The organism is Sphaerisporangium melleum (assembly GCF_014646695.1).
Classification (GTDB): Bacteria; Actinomycetota; Actinomycetes; order Streptosporangiales; family Streptosporangiaceae; genus Sphaerisporangium; species Sphaerisporangium melleum.
Genome location: NZ_BMNT01000069.1, coordinates 1 through 20800 on the forward strand (window position 1 = coordinate 1; position 20800 = coordinate 20800).

Consider the following 20800-nt stretch of genomic DNA (forward strand, 5'->3'; position numbering starts at 1 on the left):
ATCGTGGTGTACTGCGAGTCGCCGAGCCGGCCCGCCGAGATCGCGGTACCGAAGTACCGGCCGCTCTGCGCGGCCGCCGCACCGAGGGTGCTCTCCGCCGCGCCGGCCGGGGCGGGCATCGTCAGCGCGGTGATCGTGCCGAGCACGCCGGCGACCATGATCCGCAGACCTTTGCGAGGCCGCCGGTTCGCGGGTGGGGGGGTGGCATTAGAGCCCATGCCTGAGCCTCCATAACTGGATCACGAAAGCGACAGCGGTACGTGAGAACCTGGGCACGCGGGACACGGCCCGCGGGATCGACACCGCGCTCCCTGCGGAACGCGCCTCCATCAGGACGTCGCGTACGGCGGCCCTGCCACGCGCCACCACCGAGCCGGCAGGAGAAGACCGCCTTGCGGGACACAGTCTGGAAACCTCGCGGAAACACGTCAAGACCCGTAGCGAAAGTTTCGGATGTCCGCCCAGGTGACGCGGTCTGCCCCCGCCCGGCCACCACCTGCGGGGAGTGCCGTTACGGCCCGCTGGAACACCACGGCGAACCCGGCAGGTGACAGGGAAGCCTGCGCTGAAACTTTCAGCACATCCTCTCCGGCGGCGAAGTGCGGTGCCGCCGATAACGGCAGATAGGCCTATCCCGGCCGCCGTACCGGCCTCGCGCGCGATGTGTCGGACTCTTGACGACACCTCCCGGCCTCGTATTTGCTCCGCCCACCACCACCGCACAGCCCCCGACCAGGAAGGAACGCGGCCGACGACCGATGTGAACGCTAACAACCATGGCGCCTCGTGTGCCGGCGACGGCACGGCAGAGCATGCCAACTTCGCTGCCCCGGCATCCGGGTCCCCGGCCGCCCCGCACCGGCGGGTCGCCGCGTTCCCTTTGGCCCGCCGTCCGCGCTCCTCTCCCGGCGAGCCGTCCGCGAGGCCGGACCCTCGACTCCCCCGGAGTACGTGAGGTCACCCGGCCGAGATCGCTCGACGCCGCCGGCCGGCACCGCCGGCCAACGCCCCGTGGCGGTTACCACGAGAGCCGAGCCGGCCGCCGGCACGGCCCGCGATGGAGCACCACCGAAGACCCCCCGAGAAAAGGCGGAAGATGAGACGGCACATCAGAAGACTCGCCAGTGCCGGCGTCGCGGCCGTGGCCGTGGCCGTGGTCACGGCACTGTCCACGGTGCTGGCGCCGATGCCGCAGGCGTCGGCGGCGAGCCTGACCGAGGTGACCAACTACGGCAACAACCCCGGCAACATCCGGATGTACGTGTACGTCCCCAACAACGTCGCGGCCCGGCCCGGCATCCTGGTGGCGATGCACGGCTGCAACGGCACGGCGTCCGGCTTCTACCAGGGCACCGAGTTCGCCTCGCTGGCCGACCGGTACGGCTTCGTCGTCATCTATCCGCAGGCGAACAAGAGCGCCAACGGCCTGTCGAACTGCTTCGACGTCTGGTCGAACGAGGCCCTGCGCCACGGCGGCGGCAGCGACCCGGTGTCGATCGTCTCCATGGTCAACTACGTCCAGACGCGCTACAACGGTGACCCGCAGCGGGTGTTCGCGACCGGCTTCTCCTCCGGCGCGATGGAGACCAACAACCTGCTGGCCACCTACCCGGACGTGTTCAAGGCCGGCGCGCCGTTCTCGGGCGTGCCCTACGGCTGCCTCGGCCCCGCGGGGTGTGGTGACAAGACCCCGCAGCAGTGGGGCGACCTGGCACGTAACGCCTACCCCGGCTACACCGGCCCCCGTCCGCGGGTGACGGCCTGGCATGGCACCGCCGACAACGTGCTGAACTACACCATGCTGCAGGAAGAAGTCGACCAGTGGACGAACGTGTGGGGGATCAGCCAGACCCCCACCTCCACCGACAGCCCGCAGTCCGGCTGGACCCGCCGGGTCTTCGGCTCCGGCCAGGTCGAGGCGTACACCATCAACGGGGCCGGGCACGACCTGCCGCGCGGCGGGATGGCGGCCTACGCGATCAGGTTCTTCGGCCTGGACGGCACCACGACGCCGAGCCCGACGCCGACGCCCACCGGCCCCACTCCGACGCCGACCCCGACGCCCACCCCCACGCCGGGCGGTAGCGGGCCGATCAGGGGCGTCGCCTCCGGCCGGTGCATCGACGTGCCGGGCGCCGGCACCACCGACGGCACGCAGGTGGCCCTCTGGGACTGCAACGGCCAGGCCAACCAGACGTGGGCCGCCACCTCCGCCCAGGAGCTCAGGGTCTACGGCAACAAGTGCCTGGACGCGGCCGGTACCGGCAACGGGGCCAAGGTGCAGATCTACTCCTGCAACGGCGGCACCAACCAGAAGTGGCGCCTGAACTCCGACGGCAGCATCACGGGTGTGCAGTCGAACCTCTGCCTGGACGTCACCGGCGCCGCCACCGCCAACGGCAGCAAGATCCAGCTGTACTCCTGCCACGGCGGCACCAACCAGAAGTGGACCCGGAACGCCTGACCGGTCCCCCCGCCGCCCGCGCGGTGCCGTCGCACGGGCGGCGGGTTCCGCTCGGCCGGCCGCGCGTGCTGCCTCACCGCGGCCGGCCGAGCACTATGTGACGGTCACCCGGGCGACGCCCGCCCGGGCCATGCCGAACAACGGCCGCACCGCCTCGCCCGCCGTGGCGGTCGGCTGCGGCCGCCTGCGCGGCCGTCCCGGCGCGTCGATCGGCATACCCGTACGACGGACCGGGACGCCGGACGGTTCACCCGCCGGCGCCTTCCGGTCCACCGCCCGGACGCGGCGGACCGGCGTTCGCGATCACCGGGCCGGCCGGCGTCAGGCGTTCTTGAGGGCGCGGTAGCGGCGGATCAGCGTGTTGGTCGAGGAGTCGTGGGCGAGCTCCGGCTCGGCGTCGGCGGTCAGCTCGGGCGCGATCTGACCGGCGAGCACCTTGCCCAGCTCGACCCCCCACTGGTCGAAGGAGTCGACGCCCCAGACGACGCCCTGGGTGAACACGCTGTGCTCGTAGAGCGCGACCAGCGCGCCGAGCAGGCGCGGGGTGAGCTCCTCGGCGAGCAGCACGTTCGTCGGGCGGTTGCCCGGCATGACGCGGTGCGGCACGACCTCGGGCGCGGTGCCCTCGGCGCGCACCTCCTCCTCGGTCTTGCCGAAGGCCAGCGCCTGGGCCTGGGCGAACACGTTGGCCATCAGCAGGTCGTGGTGGTCGCGTACCGGGTTGAGCGCCTTGCCGAACCCGATGAGGTCGGCCGGGATGAGCCGGGTGCCCTGGTGGATGAGCTGGTAGAAGCTGTGCTGCCCGTTGGTGCCCGGCTCGCCCCAGTAGACCGGCCCGGTGTCGTGGCCGACCACGGCGCCGTCGCGGGTGACCCGCTTGCCGTTGGACTCCATGGTGAGCTGCTGCAGGTACGCGGGGAACCGCTTGAGGTACTGCTCGTAGGGCAGCACGGCGATGCTCTGCACGCCGAAGAAGTTCACGTACCAGACGGCGAGCAGGCCCATCAGCACCGGCAGGTTCTCGCCGAGCGGCGCCGTGCGGAAGTGCTCGTCCATGTCGTGGAAGCCGGCCAGCAGCTCGCGGAAGTTCTCCGGGCCGATGGCGACCATGGTGGACAGGCCGATCGCGGAGTCCATGGAGTAGCGCCCGCCGACCCAGTCCCAGAAGCCGAACATGTTCGCGGTGTCGATGCCGAACTCCGCGACCCGCTCGGCGTTGGTGGACACCGCCACGAAGTGCCGGGCGACGGCCTCCTCGGCGCCCAGCTCGCCGACCAGCCAGTCACGGGCCGAGCGGGCGTTGGCCAGGGTCTCGGCGGTGGTGAAGGTCTTGGACGAGACGATGAACAGCGTCTCGTCGGCGGCGAGGTCGCGCACGGCCTCGGCGATGTCGGTGGAGTCGACGTTCGAGACGTACCGGAAGGTCAGGTCACGCCGGCTGTAGTGGCGCAGCGCCTCGTACGCCATGACCGGGCCGAGGTCGGAGCCGCCGATGCCGATGTTGACCACGTTCCTGATCGGCTTGCCGGTGTGCCCCGTCCACTCGCCCGAACGCACCCGCTCGGCGAAGGCGGCCATCTTGTCCAGGACCTCGTGGACCTGCGCGACGACGTCCACACCCTCGACGACCAGCGAGGACCCCTTGGGCATGCGCAGCGCGACGTGCAGCACCGAACGGCCCTCGGAGGTGTTGATGCGCTCGCCGCGGAACATCCGGTCCCGCCACTCCTCAAGGCCGCTCTCCCGGGCGAGGTCGGTGAGCAGGCGCAGCGTCTCGCCGGTGACCCGGTTCTTGGAGTAGTCCAGGTACAACCCGGCCGCCTCCGCGTGCATGCGCTCGCCACGCGCGGGGTCCTCGGCGAACAGCTCGCGCAGGTGCCGGTCGCCGATCTCTGCGTGGTGCTCCTGGAGCGCCTTCCACGAGGCGCGCTCGGGGAGCGGGGTGCTGGTCATCGGTACTTCCTCCGGTATCTGGTCAGACGGCCGGCGGGCGGCCGTACGAGATCGACGCGAACGGTCACCGCGTGCGGCGCGGGGCCGGCGCGCGGCCGGGCGGCTGGCGGATCTCCACCCCCGGCGGGGACCCCTTCACCGTGGACCGGGTGACGAGCTCGTCCCCGAGAGTGAAGCGTTCCCCGTGGTGGGTGAGCGGGAGCGGCGGACCGGAGATCAGCCGGTAGGTCGTCGAGGCGTGTGTGACGCCGACCCGCAGCAGTCGCCCGCGGTACCTCAACCGGAAGGTCAGCCGCGCTATGCCCGGTGGCAGCCGTGGCGAGAAGCACATCAGCCCTCCTCCGGCGCGCATGCCGCCGAACCCGCACACCAGCGCGATCCATGAGCCGGCCAGCGACGCCATGTGCACGCCGTCCTGGGTGTTGCGCTCCAGGTCCTCAAGGTCCATCAGCGCGGCCTCCCCCAGGTAGGCGTAGGCGAGCTTGAGGTCCCCCACCTCGGCCGCCATCACCGACTGGGTGCAGGCCGACAGCGAGGAGTCGCGCACGGTGATCGCCTCGTAGTAGGCGAAGTTCCGCAGCTTCTCGGCCGGGGTGAACCGCTCGCCGCGCAGGTGCATGGCCAGCACCAGGTCGGCCTGCTTGACCACCTGCTTACGGTAGAGGTCGAAGTAGGGGAAGTGCAGCAGCAGAGGGTACTGATCGGGGCGGGTGGCCGCGAAGTCCCAGACGGCGTGCCCGGTGAACCCCGCGGCCTGGCAGTGCACGCCGAGCCGCTCGTCGTAGGGCACGTGCATCGCCGCGGCGGCGTCCCGCCAGGAGGCGATCTCGTCCCGGGTGACCGCGAGCGCCTGCGCCAGGTCGAAGTGCCGGGCGGCGGCCTCGGCGGCGGCGCGCAGGTTCTCCCCGGCCATCAGGTTGGTGTACAGGTTGTCGTCGGCCACGGCGGAGTACTCGTCCGGGCCGGTCACCCCGTCGATGTGGAACCGCCCCTGCGCGTCGTGGTGACCGAGGGCGCGCCACAGCCGGGCCGTCTGCACCAGCAGCTCCAGCCCGCTGCCGCGTTCGAAACCGGTGTCCTCGGTCGCGTCCACATAGCGGGTGACGGCGTCGGCGATGTCGGCGTTGACGTGGAACGCGGCGGTGCCGGCCGGCCAGTAACCGGAGCACTCCTCGCCGTTGATCGTCCGCCACGGGAACGCCGCGCCGGCCAGGCCGAGCTGGACGGCCCGATCCCGCGCCGGCGGCAGGATCGACCGGCGCCAGGCCAGCGCGTCCGCGGCGCCCCGCGGGTAGGTGTAGGTCAGCACCGGCAGCACGAAGGTCTCGGTGTCCCAGAAGGCGTGGCCGTCGTACCCGGAGCCGGTCAGCCCCTTGCCGGCGATGGGACGGTCCTCCAGGCGGGCCGCCGCCTGCACCAGGTGGAACAGCCCGAACCGTACGGCCTGCTGCACCTCGGGGTCGCCGTCCACCTCGACGTCCGCGCCCGCCCAGAACTCCTCGAGGAAGCGGCGCTGGTCGGCGAGCAGGCCCTCCCAGCCGACCAGCCGGGCCGCGGCCAGCGCGGCGACCACCTGGTCGTGGACGGCGGGCCGGGACCGCCGCGCCGACCAGCCGTAGGAGAAGAACTTGACCAGCCGCAGCCGCTGCCCCGGCTCCAGCCGGGCGGCCACGGTGACGCGGCTGACGTCGCCGGAGCCGTCGGCGTCCACCAGCGTGCCCTCGGGGCCGTCGATCTGGTGGCACATGGCGGCCCCGACCCGCAGCTTGCTGGCCCGGGTGGAGTGCACCATGACGGCCACCCCCTCCTTGGCCGGGAGGTTCTCCTCCATCACCAGCGGATGCCTCAGCATGGCCGCCGCGCGCGGGTCGGCGCTCTGCGACGGGACCGTCTCGTTGGCGACCAGCTCCGACTGCAGGACCACGCCGCACGCCCGGTCCACCGGCTCGACCTCGTACTCGATGGCCGCCACCGCCCGGTGGGTGAAGGACACCAGCCGCCGCGAGGTGACGCACACCTCGGTGCCGGTGGGTGAACTCCAGCGGACCTTGCGGGCGAGCGTGCCCTCGCGCAGGTCCAGGACGCGTTCGTGCTCGTGCAGCGTGCCGTACCGCACGTCGAACGGCTCGTCGTCGACCAGCAGCCTGATCAGCTTGCCGTTGGTGACGTTCACCACGGTCTGCCCGGACTCGGGGTACCCGTAGCCGGCCTCGGCGTAGGGCAGCGGGCGCAGCTCGTACACCGAGTTGAGGTAGCTGCCCGGCGTGCCGTACGGCTCGCCCTCGTCCAGGTTGCCGCGCAGGCCGATGTGCCCGTTGGACAGGGCGAACACCGACTCGGTCTGCGCCAGCACGTCGAGGTGCAGCTCCCGCTCCCGCACCCGCCACGGCTCCGTCGCGAACGCCGGATGCCTGATCATCTCATCACCGGCTCGCCCGCCATCACGACTCCAGCAGGTCGGCCAGGTCGCCGACCACGACGTCCGCGCCGTTCTCGCGCAGCGCGTCCGCCTGCCCGGCCCGGTCGACGCCGACCACGATCGCGAACCCGCCCGCGCGGCCCGCCGCCACCCCGGCCAGGGCGTCCTCGAACACCGCCGCCCGCGACGGCGGCAGCCCCAGCGCCTCGGCCCCGGCGAGGTACATGTCCGGCGCCGGCTTGCCCGCGAGGCCGCGCCGCCGCGCCACCTCGCCGTCCACCCGCGCCTCCAGCAGGCCGGTCAGCCCGGCGGCCGCGAGCACCCTGGTGGTGTTCACGCTGGAGGACACCACGGCCGTACGCAGGCCCGCGTCCCTGACGGCGTGCAGATAGCGCACCGAGCCGGGGAACACCTCCACGCCCTGCCGGTCCAGGATCTGCTGGACGAGCGCGTTCTTGCGGTTGCCCAGGCCGTTCAGCGTGGCCGCGCCCGGCGGGTCGTCCGCGGACCCCTCGGGCAGGGTGATGCCGCGCGAGGCCAGGAAGGCGCGGGTGCCGTCCAGCCGCTTCTTGCCGTCCACGTACCGGTCGTAGTCGGCCTTCTGGTCGAACGGAACGAACGGCTCTCCGGTGCGCTCGGCCCGGTCGCGCAGGAACGCGTCGAACATGGTCTTCCAGGCCGTGGCGTGCACGGTGGCGGTGCGCGTCAGCACGCCGTCCATGTCGAACAGGCAGCCGCGGACCTCGTCGGGCAACCCGAGCATCGGCCCTCCCGATCACGTTCCCAGGGACCTCACGCGGCGGAGATCTCCCTCCCCAACCTACTCCCGCCGCTCCGCCACCCCCACCCGCGACCCGGCGTCACCCCTCGAGCAGCGGCACCAAGGGGGAAACCCGGCTGCCGGCCCGCCCGGGCATAGAATACGAACACGTGTACGCATCCGAGCGGAAGCGACCGAGCGGCAGGGGTTCCTTATCGTGGACGTGAACTACTACCAGACCCTCATCGCGGTGGCCGATGACTGCCCGGTGACCGCGAGCGAGGTCCCGCGCCCGCGTGCCGGGAAGAAGACCGTGGCCGTCCTGCAGTACGAGATGCTGGCCGGCGAGCCGTACGTGCACACCTCCGAGGACGTGCTGTTCACCTCCTGGCTCGCCCGGCAGGACCTCGCCGACCCGTCCGAGGACGAGATCGCCCGGCTGCGCCACGAGTTCTTCTCCCGCCCCCAGGCGTGCCTGCGCGCCTCCCCGCTCCCCAAGAAGCACGGCTTCGGGCTGGCCTTCGACGACCAGGGCCGGGTCGCCCTGGTCCCCATGGAGTCCGAGGAGTACCAGAACCTCCTCACCAGCCCCACCCACAAAATCACCAAAGCCATGCGCTCCCGCCGCGCCTGACAGCTTTCTGATCACCACGGGAGTGTTCGCGTCGCCGGCAAGGACTCGTCACGTGCAAGCACCCATGGTTCCCTCTCCGCGCAACCGCTGTTGCGCGGACTGATAGTCCACTTCCAGACGCTTCCAGAGCCTGGCGGGCATACCTGTCACCAGCTCCAAGCGCTCTGCTATTTCGTGGCTCAAGGGGACCAGCCCACGCAGGAGACGGTTGACCTGCTTCGCGGTGAGGCCGAGCCGAACGGCCAGTTCCCGCTGGGTCATACCGAGTTCGTCAAGGTACTCATAAATGGTCTCTCCAGGCGGCACGGCATAGTCGGGGGCATCAGAGGGATGGCACTCGGTGGCCGACATGATTTCCGCGCTCCTTTCCTCGTCATGAGGCGCAACGCCGGATGACGACCACAAGCGTGCGCAGCGCGAGCGACGATAGCGCCCCCAATGCCGGTCGGCCTGGTGTTCACCCAGGTCAGCTGCTGTCTGCGCCCGCCTCGGCAGCTGGGCCCTCGGGTCAGCCAGTGGGGTTCCGGCTCGTAGCGATCTTGTCGAGGTCGGCCAGGTCGTCGCCGGAGAGCCGCGTTCCCGCGCCCGCGACGTTCTCGGCCAGGTGCGCCACCGACGAGGTACCGGGGATGAGCAGGATGTTCGGCGATCGTCGCAGCAGCCAGGCCAGGGCGACCGACATCGGCGTCGTGTCCAGCCGCGAGGCGACGGCCGACAGCGCCGAGGACTGCAGCGGGCTGAAACCGCCGAGCGGGAAGAAGGGGACGTAAGCAATCCCCTTGCCGGCGAGTTCGTCGACCAGCCGATCATCGTGCCGGTGAGCGAGGTTGTACATGTTCTGCACGCACACGATCGGTGCGATCGTCTGGGCTTCGGCGACCTGTTCCGTGGTGGCGTTGGAAAGGCCGAGGTGCCGGATCAGACCCTGTTGCCGGAGCTCGACCAAGGTGCCGAACGCCTCGGCGAGCGAGCCGGGCTTCGGTCCCTGAGCGTCACCGAGCCGGAGGTTGACCACGTCGAGCCGTTCGAGGCCGAGGGTTTCCAGGTTCTCGTGGACGGCGCGGCGCAGATCCGCGGGTCGCCGGGCGGTGGGCCAGCCACCCTGCTCGTCGCGGCGCGCGCCGACCTTGGTCACGATGTGCAGCGATTCGGGGTAGGGGTGCAGCGCCTCGCGGATCAGCTCGTTGGTGACGCGCGGGCCGTAGGCGCCGGAGGTGTCGATGTGGGTGATGCCGAGGTCGACGGCCTTGCGCAGGACGGCGAGCGCGCCGTCGCGGTCGGCGGGCGGTCCCATGACCCCGGGGCCGGCCAGTTGCATGACGCCGTATCCGAACCGGGTGACGGTCAGGTCACCCAGGGACCAGGTGCCACCGGGCAGGGGAACAGCGTGTCCGTTCGTGCTCATGCCGCCGATCCTGGCTCGCGGACGGGCGAGGCGGCCAACACCGATCCGGTGCCGTGTGATACCCGAGAGGTATCACAGCGGGCTACGCTGACGACATGGACACCTTGGAGACCCGCGAGTTGCGGTACTTCATCGCGGTCGCCGATGAGCTGCACTTCGGCCGGGCCGCCGAACGCCTCGGCATCGCCCAGCCCCCGTTGTCCCGGGCGATCCAGCAGCTCGAGCGCCGCCTCGGCGTCACTCTCCTGGATCGCGATCGCCGCGGCGTCTCGCTGACCGGCGCGGGCGAGGTTCTGCTCCAGGAGGGCCGCGCGGCTCTCGACGCGACGACCGCCGCCGTCCGCCGCACCCGCCGCGCCGGAGGCGCCGACGGCCCGGGTGATCACCGCGACCGCCTGGTGCTGGCGGTGAAGGCCGGCGCGTTCCACGAACTGCTGGACAAGCTCCTCGACGCCTACGCGGCCGAGCCCGGCGCCGCCGAGATCGAAGTCCTGCCGAGCGGCACGTGCGAACAGGAGGAGATGCTGCGCGACGGTCGAGCCGACGTGGCGCTCATGCATACCCCGTTCAACTCCCTCGCCGGGTTCGAGAGCGTCGAACTGATGACGGAGAGACAGGTGGCGATCCTGCCGGCGAGGCACCCCCTGGCCGCGCGCGAGATGTTGTCCCTGGCCGAGATCTCGGACGTTCCCGATCTTCCGCTCGCCCGCTGGGCCCGCCACGGCACCTACCCGCCCGGCCCGGGTCCCGAAGTGCACGACCAGACGCAACTGGCCCAGCTGATCGCCCTCGGCCGCACCATGACGGTCTTTCCTGAGTCGGCCCGCACCTGGCTATGGGACGAGCACGCCGCCGTCCCGCTGAGCGACGCCCCCCTGGTCTCCACCCACATCGCCTGGCCCGCGCACAGCCGCTCCCGCGCCCTGGCCGGACTGGTCCGAACGGCCTCGCGGCTCTGACCGACCGCTGTGCCACCGCGCCGGCATCACAGCGGAATCGGAGCGCCCGGCGGCGCCGTGGAGGTGCTGCCGGGCGGGTGGGTGGTAGGGGGCTCAGGGAAGGTAGGACTCCACGGCGTTGGCGGCGTGGTGGATGCCGGCTTGGGCGTGGAGTTCGGCGCGGACGGCGGCGAGGCGGGCGGCGACCTCTGCGGAGCCGGCGACGGATTCGACCGCCTCGCGCAGCGTGGCCGGGGTGACCTCCTCGGTGGGCAGGTGGCGGCCGACGCCGAGTTCCGCCAAGCGCGCGGCGTTGCCGAACTGGTCGACCGCCTGGGGGATGGCGACGGTGGGGACGCCGAACCACAGCGCCTCGGCGCAGCCGCCCATCCCGGCGTGGGTGATGAAGGCCGAGGCCGCGGCCAGCACCGCGAGCTGCGGGACGACGCGGTGCACCTCGAACCCGTGGGCGGGCAGCGGCCCGAGGTCGCTCGGGTCGACGTGCCGCCCGACCGCGAGCACCACGTGCCAGTCGGATCCGGCGAACGCCTCGACGCACGCCCGGTAGACCTCCGGCCGGTCGGTGTAGGCGGTGCCGAACGAGACGAGCAGTACGCGCCGGCCGTCACCAGGAGGCGTCCAACCGGTGTCGGCGAGCCGGACGGGGTCCAGGCACGGCCCGACGAAGCGGACCTGCTCCGGCACCCGGTCGGCCTGAGGCTGCATGGCACGCGGGATCAGCGCGAGGATGTGCTCGGGGTGCCCGAGCCAGTCCCAGGCGTCCGCGTCGATGCCGTTCTCCCGCAGCCAGGCGTTGTAGGCGGCGTGGTAACTCCGGCCCGAGGGTGAGGAGTGGATGGCGTCGATGGTCTCGGCCATGTCCTGCTCGTAGCCGTCCCAGGCGACCAGGGTGGGCGAGAGCTGCAGGGCCGGGACGCCGTACCGCGCGGCGAGCACGGGCGCGGCCAGGCCGCCGATGTCGTACAGCAGCAGGTCGGGCCGGTCGTCGTCGTAGCGGGCGGTGAGCCGCGGCAGTACGGCGATGGCCTCGTCGAGGAAGACGCGCATGGCCGTGCCGGGGTCGTCGGGCCACTTGGCGTCGCCCAGCGGCAGCAGCGACGGGTGGCGGACGATCTCGGCCCCGGTCGGCTCGACCAGCCCGGCCAGGGCCTCCCCGACCGCGTAGCCGACCCGGTGGCCGCGGGACACGAGCTCCCTGATCAGGGCCAGGGAGGGGTAGATGTGGCTGGGCGCGGTGCACCCGACCATGAGGATGTGGTGACGTGCGTTCATGATGGCGTCCTGTCGGATTCGCGATTGCCGGGAAAGGACGGACGACGACAGATCCGGCCGTTCAGCGGGCCGGTGCGCGTCGTCCCACGGCGCGACAGGGACGGCCCCCGCCTCGTGGCATCGCCGATCCGGTACCCGTGCAGGGCGGCCGGGATCGGGCGTGACCTCGAAGTCGCACGAGGGCCGGCGGCGCGGTCAGGGCCGCCGGGTGCGGGGACGGATCAGCGGGGCTCCCGTCGGGCGGGCGGCCCCGTGCGGTCGCGCCGTGGTCAGGCGCGGCGCAGCCGAATCAAGTAGATCACCAGGGCAGCGTAACGCGGCCCGCCCGCGATCCCAACCGGTTTTCCGCCGGTGGCGGCCGGTTCGATCGCCGCGCGCACGTCGGCCTTGGTCAGGTCGGCGTCGACCAGCGGGGCGACCGCGCCGCGCTCGTGCGCCGCCCGCCGCCCGGGCCGGTGGTCGCCGAGGTTCGACGGCCGGATCCGGGCCCGTACGGCCGGCGGTTCCGGGACATGAGAGAACCGCCGGGACGGTCCTGACGCTGCACCCTACATCCGGTTCGGTGACGGTTCGTGGTGCTCACACGACATCGGTAACTGAGCGCGAGAAACATGCCAGTCTGGACACACATCGATATGCAATCTTCTCATTGTCACCTTGAGGCACCTATGTCCCACTGGGCATAGTGGGGCCGGTCATCGGCGATCAGCCGTGGGAGGCACCAGGGGAAGGGGCAGCCCGCGGCGCGCCCACGCGCACCGCACACGCAATTGGACTAAAGGATGAGCTCGCCCCGACCGATCCGCACGAAGCTGCTGAGAATCCTCGTGCTTCCCCTGGTCTCCATGGTCGCCCTGTGGGGCGTGATCGCGTACAGCAGCGTCCAGGAGATCGCCGACATCTCCCGCACCCAGGACCGCTGGCAGGCCATCGGCGCACCGGTGCTCCAACTGGTCTACGAACTGCAGCGGGAACGCCTGGCCTCCGCCCAGGCGCGCCGCGGCACCGCCGTCGACCGGACTCTCGCGCAGCAGCGGCAACTGACCGACGACCGGGTCGAACGGCTGCGCGAGGTGATCGGTTCGGTCGGCCAGCAGAACCAGGACGACGACACCCCCACCCAGGTGCGCACCCTGCTGTCGGCCATGGACTCGCTCCAGACGCTCCGCCAGGCCGCCGACCGCGGCACGCTCTCCCCGCCGCTGCGGATCACCGAGGCGTACAACCGGCTGATCGACGACGCCAACCGGCAGCTCAACGAGGGGGACGCGCTGAGCAGCGTGTCGTCCTACCGGGCCGTGCGCGGCATGACGGCCTACAGCGCCACGGCCGAGTACCTCGGCCGGGAGAACGCCATCCTCACCAGCACGCTCGTGCGGCGCAGCATGTCTCCGACCGACCGTGCCGCGTTCGTCGCCGCCATGACCGGCCGGCGCATCGCCATGGCGAACGCCGGCCGCGACGTCGGCCCCGACCTGCGCGACCAGTACGAGAACCTCGTCGCCAGCATCCCGTACAAGCGGCTGGTCGAGGTGGAGGACCGGCTGTTCAACTGGGACACCAACGGCTCGCCACCGGTGGAGGCCGACCTGTGGAAGAGCGACGCCGACATCCTGTCGCGCACCATCGTCCGTGACACCCAGAACGAGCTGTTCTGGTCGGAGGAGGCGCGCCAGGCGGACAAGGTCGCGGCGTACTGGCGCATCGGGCTGATCCTGGGCATCGGACTGCTGGCGGTCATCGCCTCGATCCTGCTGTCCTACCGGTTCGGCCTCTCCCTGATCAACGAGCTGAAGCGGGTGCAGCGGTCGGCGGCCGAGCTGGCCGAGCGGCGGCTGCCGCGCCTGGTGGAACGGCTGCGCAAGGGCGACGACGTGGACCCGGCCACCGAGGCCCCCGAGCTCGAGTCGGCGGGCACCGCCGAGGTGGAACGGGTGGTCGAGGCGTTCTCGGCCGTACAGCGCACCGCGGTCGAGGCCGCGGTCGACCAGGCGCGGCTGCGCAAGGGCGTCGGCCAGGTGTTCCTCAACCTCGCCTGGCGCAACCAGGCGCTGCTGCACCGCCAGCTCACGCTGCTCGACATCATGGAGCGCCGGGTCGAGGAGCCGGGCATCCTGGAGGACCTGTTCCGGCTCGACCACCTGACCACCCGCATGCGCAGGCACGCGGAGAACCTGGTCATCCTGTCCGACTCGACGCCGGCCCGCCGCTGGCGTGACCCGGTGTCGGTCTTCGACGTGGTGCGCAGCGCCGTGCTGGAGGTCGAGGAGTACACCCGCGTCGTCGTGCCGCCGATGCCGCAGGCCCCGCCGCTGCTCGGCGTGGCGGTCGCCGACGTGATCCACCTGATCGCGGAGCTGGTGGAGAACGCCTGTGTCTTCTCGCCGCCGGACACCACCGTGTACGTGCGGGGCATGACCGCGGCCAACGGCTTCGCCCTGGAGGTCGAGGACCGCGGGCTCGGGCTCAGCCAGGCCATCCTGGACGACCTCAACGCCAAGCTCGCCGACCCGCCGGAGTTCGACCTGGTGGAGAGCGACCGGCTCGGCCTGTTCGTCGTCGCCCGGCTCGCGTCCCGGCACGGCATCAAGGTCTCGCTGCGGCGCTCCCCGTACGACGGGACCACGGCCATCGTCCTGCTGCCCACCACCCTGCTGGCCACCCCGGACGGGCAGAAGGGCGCCGCCGGGCCCGACCTCACCGACACGGCCACCTGGGACGCCACCGGCTCCACCGACGTCCCGGCCACGGTCGCCCGGCAGGTGCGCGCGCTCACGACGTCGTCCCCCTCGGCGCCGCGCGCCCTCTCGGCTCCGGACGCCTCCGGCGCGCCCGCGCCGGCCAACGGGAACGGCGGCCCGGGCGTGAACGGCGCCCCGCCCCGGAACGGCGCTCCGGACGAGGCCGGCGCCTCCTCCGGCGGGCACGTCATTCCCGAGGTGCCCGTACAGCCGACCGGCCCGACCCGGAGGACGCCGTCCGACTGGTTCCTGGCGGTCCCCCGCCCGACTCCCGGCCCCGCTCCGGCCCCGGCTCCCCCGGCGCCGTCGTCCGCTCAGCCCGTTCAGCCTGTTCAGCCTGTTCAGCCCCCGGTCACGGCCTCTCCCGCCGCGCCGGGTCCCGCGAGCTCCGCGAGCTCCGCGGGCGTCACGGGCCGGCCGAACCCCTCGTTCAGGCCGAGCACCGAAGAGGACGACGTGGACGGGCTGCCGGTGCGGGTGCGGCAGGCGAACATGGCCCCCCAGCTACGGCGGTCACGGGCGGCGGAACGGCGGGAGATCAGCACCCGCTCCCCCGAAGAGCTGTTCACCATCATGTCCTCCATGCAACGCGGCTGGCAGCAGGGCCGCGGCGAGGCCGAGCAGAAGTAGTAGACGCGCAACTGAAAGGAGGGCCATTCCGATGCCCGATACCAGACCTGAACTGAGTTGGCTGCTCGACGATCTGACCCAGCGCGTCCCCGGCATCCGGCACGCCATCGTGCTGTCCGCCGACGGTCTCGCCATGGGCGGCTCGCGCAGCCTGACCAGGGAGGACTCCGAGCACCTGTCCGCCATCTCCGCCGGCAGCCACAGCCTCGCCCTCGGCGCGGGACGCCACTTCGGGCTCGGCGGCGTCCGGCAGACCATCATCGAGATGGAGGACGGTTTCCTGTTCGTGACCGCGGCCGGGCAGGGCGCCCGGCTGGCCGTGATCGCCGCCGGCGACGCCGAGCTGGGCATGGTGACCTACGAGATGGCCCTGCTGGTCAAGCGGGTCGGCGAGCACCTGTCCGCGCTGCCGAGGGGGGCCGCCCCGGCACCCACCTGGAACGGTTCAAGATCGTGACGGGTGAGGATCCCGGGCCGCTGGTCAGGCTCTTCGGGCTGACCGGCGGCCGTGCACGACCCCCGGGTGAGTCCTTCAACCTGGTGGCCATCGTCACGACCGTCGGCACGACCTTCGAGCAGGCGGACCTGACCCCTGAGTACACGGCCGTCCTGCGGACGTGCCGCATCCCCACGCCGGTCGCGGACGTCGCCGCGCAACTGCGACTGCCGATCAACATCACCCGGGTGATCCTGGGCGACCTGCGGCGCGAGGGCCTTGTGACCATCGAACGACCCAAGCCTGCCGCGCAGGCGATCGACGAACGCATCTACAGGGAAGTGCTGCATGCGCTACGCAGCCTCTGATCGGTCCGCGGCCACCGGCGCCGCCCCGGCGATGGCACTCAAGATCCTCATCGCCGGCGGTTTCGGGGTCGGTAAGACGACCCTGGTCGGCACGATCAGCGAGATCCGTCCTCTGCACACCGAGGAGCTGCTCAGCGAGCGCAGCGTGGGCGTGGACGACGTCTCGGGCGTGGAGTCCAAGAGCACCACGACGGTGGCGCTGGACTTCGGCCGGATCACCGTCCGCGAAGGGCTGTGGCTCTACCTGTTCGGCACCCCCGGCCAGGACCGGTTCTGGTTCATGTGGGACGAGCTCGCCCTCGGCGCGCTCGGCGCCGTGGTGATCGCCGACACCCGGCGGCTGCAGGACTGCTTCCCGGCCGTGGACTACTTCGAGCAGCGCGGGCTGCCGTTCGTGGTGGCGGTCAACTGCTTCGACGGGGCCCGCCGCCACGACCCGGTGAAGATCCGCCGGGCGCTCGGGCTGGACGGGGTCGCCCCGATCCTGCTGTGCGACGTCCGGGACCGGAACTCGGTCAGGGACGTCCTGACCACCCTGGTCACCTACGCGGTCGGCGACGCCTTCGAGTGATGCGGGAAGCGGTCGCGCCGGGGGCCTCCTGACATCCCCCGGCATCCCATCTCCCGGACATACCCGCAGGCCGGCGCTGGGACGCCGTCCCATCGTCCCAATCGGCACCCGTCCTCTTGCCGTCCGTCCGCCCGTCGTCGCAGACTCCTTTCGACACCCCACCGGATCGAGGGGTGCCGACCGGCCGGGGCCCGCTGGTGGTGACACGCAGCCGGGCCGCCCGTGCAAGGGGACCGCACGGGTGAGCGCCGAACGGGGCGACGATCCATGCACCTACGAGACGGCACCGGCCGGTCTCGGCCATCCAGCGCCGCGACCGTACTTCCGGCGTCGCCTCGTCCTCCCCGTTCACCGTGACCGGCCCTCCGCCCACCGCAAGCCTGGTGCGAGCAAGGGAGTGAGGACGTGGAGACCTACCAGATCGATCATCTGCCGGTGGACGAGCGCTTCGAGCTGTTACGGGGGGAGATGTCGCGCGTCGTCGGTGAGGTGGAGATCACCAGTACCGACCCCGCGGGGTTCTCCCTGCGCTCGCGGGTCATGTCGCTCGGCGCCGTCCGGGCCACCTCGCTCGCCGTCACCTCCACGTGCGGGCTGCAGCGCACCCCGAAGATGATCCGCCGGTCCGACCCGGAGATGATGCAACTCGTGCTCCCCGTGCAGGGCGGCGCCACGGTGACCCAGGACCGCAGATCCACGGAGCTGCGCCCGTATGAGCTGACCCTGTACGGCACGTCGCGGCCCTACCGGGTGGCGACGCTCTCGGCCACCGAGACCCGGGGCTTCATGGTCGAGTTCCCGCGCCGGCTGCTGCCCGTCCCGCCCCGCAAGATCGAAGCGCTGACCGCGACCACCCTGCCGGCCCGCGAGGGCGTCGGCGGGCTGCTGCGGGACTTCCTGACCCGGCTCACCACCTGCGACGGCGACTTCAGCACCGCCACCCTGGCCCGGCTCGGCACGAGTCTGATCGACCTGGTCACCCTGCTGCTCACGACCCACCTGGACTCGCACGCCGCCCCGCCCGCCGAACCCCACCGGCGTACGCTGCTGCTGCGCGTCCACGCGTTCATCCAGCACCACCTGGCCGACCCCGACCTGTCCCCCGGCGCGATCGCCACCGCGCACGGCATCTCGCTGCGCCAGTTGCACCGGCTGTTCGAGAACGAGAAGGCCACCGTGGCCGGGTGGATCCGCGCGCAGCGCCTGGAGCGGTGCCGGCGGGAGCTGGCCGACCCGTCGCTGCGCGACCGGCCCGTCCACCTCGTCGCCACCCGGTGGGGTTTCCTCTCGGCCCCGCACTTCACCCGGGCCTTCCAGTCCACCTACGGCATGCCGCCTTCCGCCTACCGCAATCTCGTCCTGAGCGAGGGCCCCGCCGAATGACACCGGCGGGCGGAGCCCGTCCCAGCGGGGGTCAGGCCGGCCTGCGGATGTGGTGGGTCAGCACGCGGAGCAGCAGGCCGGTCAGCTGGTCGCGTTCGTCGGGCGAGAGCGGCGCGAGCAGCTCGTCCTGCACTTTGGCCAGTTGCCTCTCCAGCCGTCCGAGCTGCTCCCGCCCTGCCTCGGTGATGGTGATGACGTTGCGCCGCCGGTCGGCCGGGTCGGGGGCGCGGGTGACGAGCTCCCGCTCGGCGAGCTCGTTGACCGTGGCGACCATGTCGCTGAAGTGGATCCCGCTGCGGCGGCCGAGATCGGCCTGGCTGGCGGGACCTGACTCCTTCAGCGTCGCGAGCAGGCGGTAGTGGTAGCCCCGGGCGTCGACCGCCGCGAAGCCTTCGTTCACCAGCCGCCCGGCGTGCACGGCGGTCTGACTGATCAGCCAGCTCGGCATGCCCAGCAGGGCGGCGTGCGAGGGGTCCTGAGCCGGAGTCTCCATGCGCCCAGCCTAGTCGTTAGGGAGACTAATGACATGAATCGTTGGTCGTGCTAACGTTTGTCCCGCGAACGTTAGATGGTCCAACAGAAAGAAGCCTCCCCGATGACCACGATCAAGCCGTTCCGTATCGCCGTCCCCCAGGCCGACCTCGACGACCTGGCCGACCGGCTGGCACGCACCCGCTGGCCGGACGAACTGCCCGACGCCGGCCGGGACTACGGCATCCCCCTGCAACAGGTGCGCGAACTGGCCGAGTACTGGCGGACGTCGTACGACTGGCGCGAGCACGAGGCCGAACTCAACCGGCACCCGCAGTTCACCACCGAGATCGACGGGCAGAACGTCCACTTCCTGCACGTGCGCTCCGCCGACCCCGACGCGCTGCCGCTGATCCTCACCCACGGCTGGCCCGGCTCGATCGTGGAGTTCCTCGACGTGATCGGCCCGCTGTCCGAGCACTTCCACCTGGTCATCCCGTCGATCCCCGGCTTCGGCTTCTCCGGCCCCGCCCGGGAACGCGGCTGGGGCGTCGAGCGCGTCGCCCGCGCGTGGGCCGAGCTGATGCACCGGCTCGGCTACCGGCGGTACGGCGCCCAGGGCGGCGACTGGGGCGCCGGGATCTCCCGCGCCCTGGCCGCCATCGCCCCGGAGAACGTCGTCGGCGTGCACGTCAACTACCTGCCCACGCCCCCGCCGCCCGGCTGGACCGGCGAAGCCGAGCTGTCCGAGCAGGACCAGGCCCGCCTGGCACGGATCAGGCAGCTCATGGTCAACCGGCACCCCCACCAGCTGCTCTACGCCGCCCGGCCGCAGACCGTGTCGTACGCGCTGAACGACTCACCCACCGGGCAGCTCGCGTGGATCGCCGAGAAGTTCACCGAATGGGCCGACCCGGCATCCAAGATCAGCACCGACCGCATCCTGACGGATGTCGCGATCTACTGGTTCACCGCCACCACGGCCTCGGCGGCGCGGTTCATCCGCGAGAGCATGTCCAGCCGTCCCTCGCCCGGGCCGGCTCCGCTGGGCGTCGCCGTCTTCGCCCACGACATCATCCAGGCCATCCGGCCCCTGGCCGAACTGTCGTCCCCCATCGCGCACTGGAGCGAGTTCGACCGCGGCGGCCACTTCGCCGCCCTGGAAGTGCCCGACCTGTTCGCCGAGGACGTCCGCACGTTCTTCCAGGACCTGCGCTGACGCCACACCGGCCCCGGTCCGCCCGACGCCACCGGCCCGGCCACAACCGCGTTCCCGTCGACCAGCGGCGGCGAAGCCCACCGATGGCCGCCCCTGGAACGGAGACTCACGGCCCGGCCGGCGCGGAACCCGCTCGGGTTCCGCACCGGCCGGGTGGGAATCCCGCTCAGCCGCAGTGCTCGAACGGGCTGTCGTACCTGGCGGAGCCGATCGAGCCGCCCCACTTCACGCAGGTGCGGACGGCCTTGGCGCGCACCGGGCCCGCGTAGTACTGGAATTTGCCGGAGTCGGTCTGCCGGGCCTTGCCCCGGACCTCCAGGTAGGCGCTGGCGGCGACCGTGCCGCTGACGCTGTTGCGCACGGTCGCGACGCAGTTCTGCCCGGTCGCCGAGGAGTACATCAGGTACACCCGGCCCTGCGAGCCGAGCGGCGCCGAGTCGACCTGGCCGAATCCCGCGCCACAGACCTTCGCCGCGGTGTAGGGGTTGGCGGAGGTGGATTTCGGCGGGGCTGCGCCGCCGCCGCAGTTCTTGGACGTGATCTTCTGCCCGGGGTACTTGAAGGTCGCCCCGTTGAAGGACGTCTTGACGTTCTTGCCGGACGACGAGCGCTGCTCGTAGTGCAGGTGCGCCACCAGGTTGTACTTCGCCGAGCTGTGGCCTACCGTGCCGATCTTCTGCCCCTGCTTCACCGAGGCGCCCTGGCCGACCGACCGGGCGTTCAGGTGCGCGTACAGGGTCGTGCTGCCGTCCGAGTGCCGGATCTTGACCAGGTTCCCGAAGCCGTTGCTCGTCTGGTACGCCGAGGTGACGACGGTGCCGGCCGCCGCGGCCACGACGGTCCGCCCCAGGTCCTTGTTGCCGTCGTTCGCACTGCCGTTGAAGTCGATCTCGTTCCCCGTGTGGGCGAAGCTGCCACTGCTGCCCACCCAGGTCTCCCCGCACGGGAAGGGCAACTGGAAGCCTGGGCCCACACTCCGCCCCGCGGCGGCGTCCGCCACCGCGGAACCCCCCAAAGCCACCAACCCACTACAAACGGCCATCATAAGGATCTTCGCTCGCACAACCGGCAAGACTGTCACCCGGTTGATCAACTTGTCCAGAGCCCGCAGCCAT

At 71.6% G+C, this 20800-nt stretch carries 18 protein-coding genes; 9 read left to right on the forward strand and 9 right to left on the reverse strand.

The window, feature by feature from the left end:
* The first annotated feature begins 1096 nt into the window (after positions 1-1096).
* Positions 1097-2464: an extracellular catalytic domain type 1 short-chain-length polyhydroxyalkanoate depolymerase gene (locus tag IEY93_RS35850; protein WP_189167623.1), complete on the forward strand. Its 1368-nt coding sequence runs from the start codon at positions 1097-1099 to the stop codon at positions 2462-2464.
* Between the two features lie 93 nt (positions 2465-2557).
* Here the strand turns inward: IEY93_RS35850 and IEY93_RS39480 are convergent, their stop codons facing one another.
* From IEY93_RS39480 to IEY93_RS35865, 4 genes are all read right to left on the reverse strand, one after another.
* A complete protein-coding gene (locus tag IEY93_RS39480) occupies positions 2558-2680 on the reverse strand; it encodes a hypothetical protein (RefSeq protein ID WP_268241605.1) in 123 nt (40 codons plus the stop codon).
* Positions 2681-2785: 105 nt separating this feature from the next.
* Positions 2786-4417, reverse strand: a complete 1632-nt coding sequence (pgi, locus tag IEY93_RS35855) for a glucose-6-phosphate isomerase (RefSeq protein ID WP_189167624.1) — start codon at positions 4415-4417, stop codon at positions 2786-2788.
* A 64-nt stretch (positions 4418-4481) separates the two neighbouring features.
* Positions 4482-6836 carry a glycoside hydrolase family 65 protein gene (locus tag IEY93_RS35860; RefSeq protein ID WP_189167625.1) on the reverse strand — a complete coding sequence of 785 codons (2355 nt, stop codon included), beginning with the start codon at positions 6834-6836 and terminating at the stop codon, positions 4482-4484.
* Between the two features lie 22 nt (positions 6837-6858).
* Positions 6859-7599, reverse strand: a complete 741-nt coding sequence (locus IEY93_RS35865) for a beta-phosphoglucomutase family hydrolase (RefSeq protein WP_189167626.1) — start codon at positions 7597-7599, stop codon at positions 6859-6861.
* 214 nt (positions 7600-7813) lie between these two features.
* Here IEY93_RS35865 and IEY93_RS35870 point away from each other — a divergent pair, with 214 nt between their 5' ends.
* Positions 7814-8230, forward strand: coding sequence for a DUF6157 family protein (locus tag IEY93_RS35870; RefSeq protein ID WP_189167627.1), 417 nt, complete (start codon positions 7814-7816; stop codon positions 8228-8230).
* 48 nt (positions 8231-8278) lie between these two features.
* On the opposite strand, the gene IEY93_RS35875 is transcribed toward IEY93_RS35870, so the two are convergent.
* Together IEY93_RS35875 and IEY93_RS35880 are read right to left on the reverse strand one after the other, a co-directional pair.
* Complete coding sequence (locus tag IEY93_RS35875) at positions 8279-8581, reverse strand: helix-turn-helix transcriptional regulator (RefSeq protein ID WP_189167628.1); 303 nt, start codon at positions 8579-8581, stop codon at positions 8279-8281.
* Between the two features lie 157 nt (positions 8582-8738).
* On the reverse strand, positions 8739-9635 hold the full coding sequence (locus tag IEY93_RS35880; RefSeq protein WP_275411979.1) for an aldo/keto reductase family oxidoreductase: 897 nt from the start codon (positions 9633-9635) through the stop codon (positions 8739-8741).
* Between the two features lie 95 nt (positions 9636-9730).
* Here IEY93_RS35880 and IEY93_RS35885 point away from each other — a divergent pair, with 95 nt between their 5' ends.
* Positions 9731-10594 (forward strand): LysR family transcriptional regulator, encoded by an 864-nt coding sequence (locus tag IEY93_RS35885; protein ID WP_189167629.1) that lies wholly within the window; start codon positions 9731-9733, stop codon positions 10592-10594.
* Between the two features lie 93 nt (positions 10595-10687).
* On the opposite strand, the gene IEY93_RS35890 is transcribed toward IEY93_RS35885, so the two are convergent.
* Positions 10688-11866: a macrolide family glycosyltransferase gene (locus IEY93_RS35890; RefSeq protein WP_203968294.1), complete on the reverse strand. Its 1179-nt coding sequence runs from the start codon at positions 11864-11866 to the stop codon at positions 10688-10690.
* Between the two features lie 782 nt (positions 11867-12648).
* Between IEY93_RS35890 and IEY93_RS35895 the strand changes: the two genes are divergently transcribed.
* From IEY93_RS35895 to IEY93_RS35915, 5 genes are all read left to right on the forward strand, one after another.
* The gene (locus IEY93_RS35895) at positions 12649-15237 is read left to right on the forward strand and encodes a sensor histidine kinase (RefSeq protein WP_189167630.1); all 2589 of its coding nucleotides are present in this window, start codon (positions 12649-12651) and stop codon (positions 15235-15237) included.
* Positions 15238-15268: 31 nt separating this feature from the next.
* Entirely contained in the window at positions 15269-15694 is a 426-nt protein-coding gene (locus IEY93_RS35900; RefSeq protein WP_189167631.1) for a roadblock/LC7 domain-containing protein, read from the forward strand.
* Positions 15691-16041 (forward strand): DUF742 domain-containing protein, encoded by a 351-nt coding sequence (locus IEY93_RS35905; protein ID WP_203968292.1) that lies wholly within the window; start codon positions 15691-15693, stop codon positions 16039-16041. The genes IEY93_RS35900 and IEY93_RS35905 overlap by 4 nt, the downstream gene beginning before the upstream one ends.
* Positions 16022-16612 carry a GTP-binding protein gene (locus IEY93_RS35910; protein ID WP_189167632.1) on the forward strand — a complete coding sequence of 197 codons (591 nt, stop codon included), beginning with the start codon at positions 16022-16024 and terminating at the stop codon, positions 16610-16612. The genes IEY93_RS35905 and IEY93_RS35910 overlap by 20 nt, the downstream gene beginning before the upstream one ends.
* Before the next feature lie 405 nt (positions 16613-17017).
* Positions 17018-17995 (forward strand): AraC-like ligand-binding domain-containing protein, encoded by a 978-nt coding sequence (locus IEY93_RS35915; protein ID WP_189167633.1) that lies wholly within the window; start codon positions 17018-17020, stop codon positions 17993-17995.
* Positions 17996-18026: 31 nt separating this feature from the next.
* On the opposite strand, the gene IEY93_RS35920 is transcribed toward IEY93_RS35915, so the two are convergent.
* Positions 18027-18488, reverse strand: coding sequence for a MarR family winged helix-turn-helix transcriptional regulator (locus IEY93_RS35920; protein ID WP_189167634.1), 462 nt, complete (start codon positions 18486-18488; stop codon positions 18027-18029).
* A gap of 102 nt (positions 18489-18590) precedes the next feature.
* On the opposite strand from IEY93_RS35920, the gene IEY93_RS35925 reads away from it, so the two are divergent.
* Complete coding sequence (locus tag IEY93_RS35925; protein WP_189167635.1) at positions 18591-19685, forward strand: epoxide hydrolase family protein; 1095 nt, start codon at positions 18591-18593, stop codon at positions 19683-19685.
* A gap of 166 nt (positions 19686-19851) precedes the next feature.
* Here the strand turns inward: IEY93_RS35925 and IEY93_RS35930 are convergent, their stop codons facing one another.
* Positions 19852-20613, reverse strand: coding sequence for a M23 family metallopeptidase (locus IEY93_RS35930; RefSeq protein ID WP_229691754.1), 762 nt, complete (start codon positions 20611-20613; stop codon positions 19852-19854).
* Between the last annotated feature and the right edge of the window lie 187 nt (positions 20614-20800).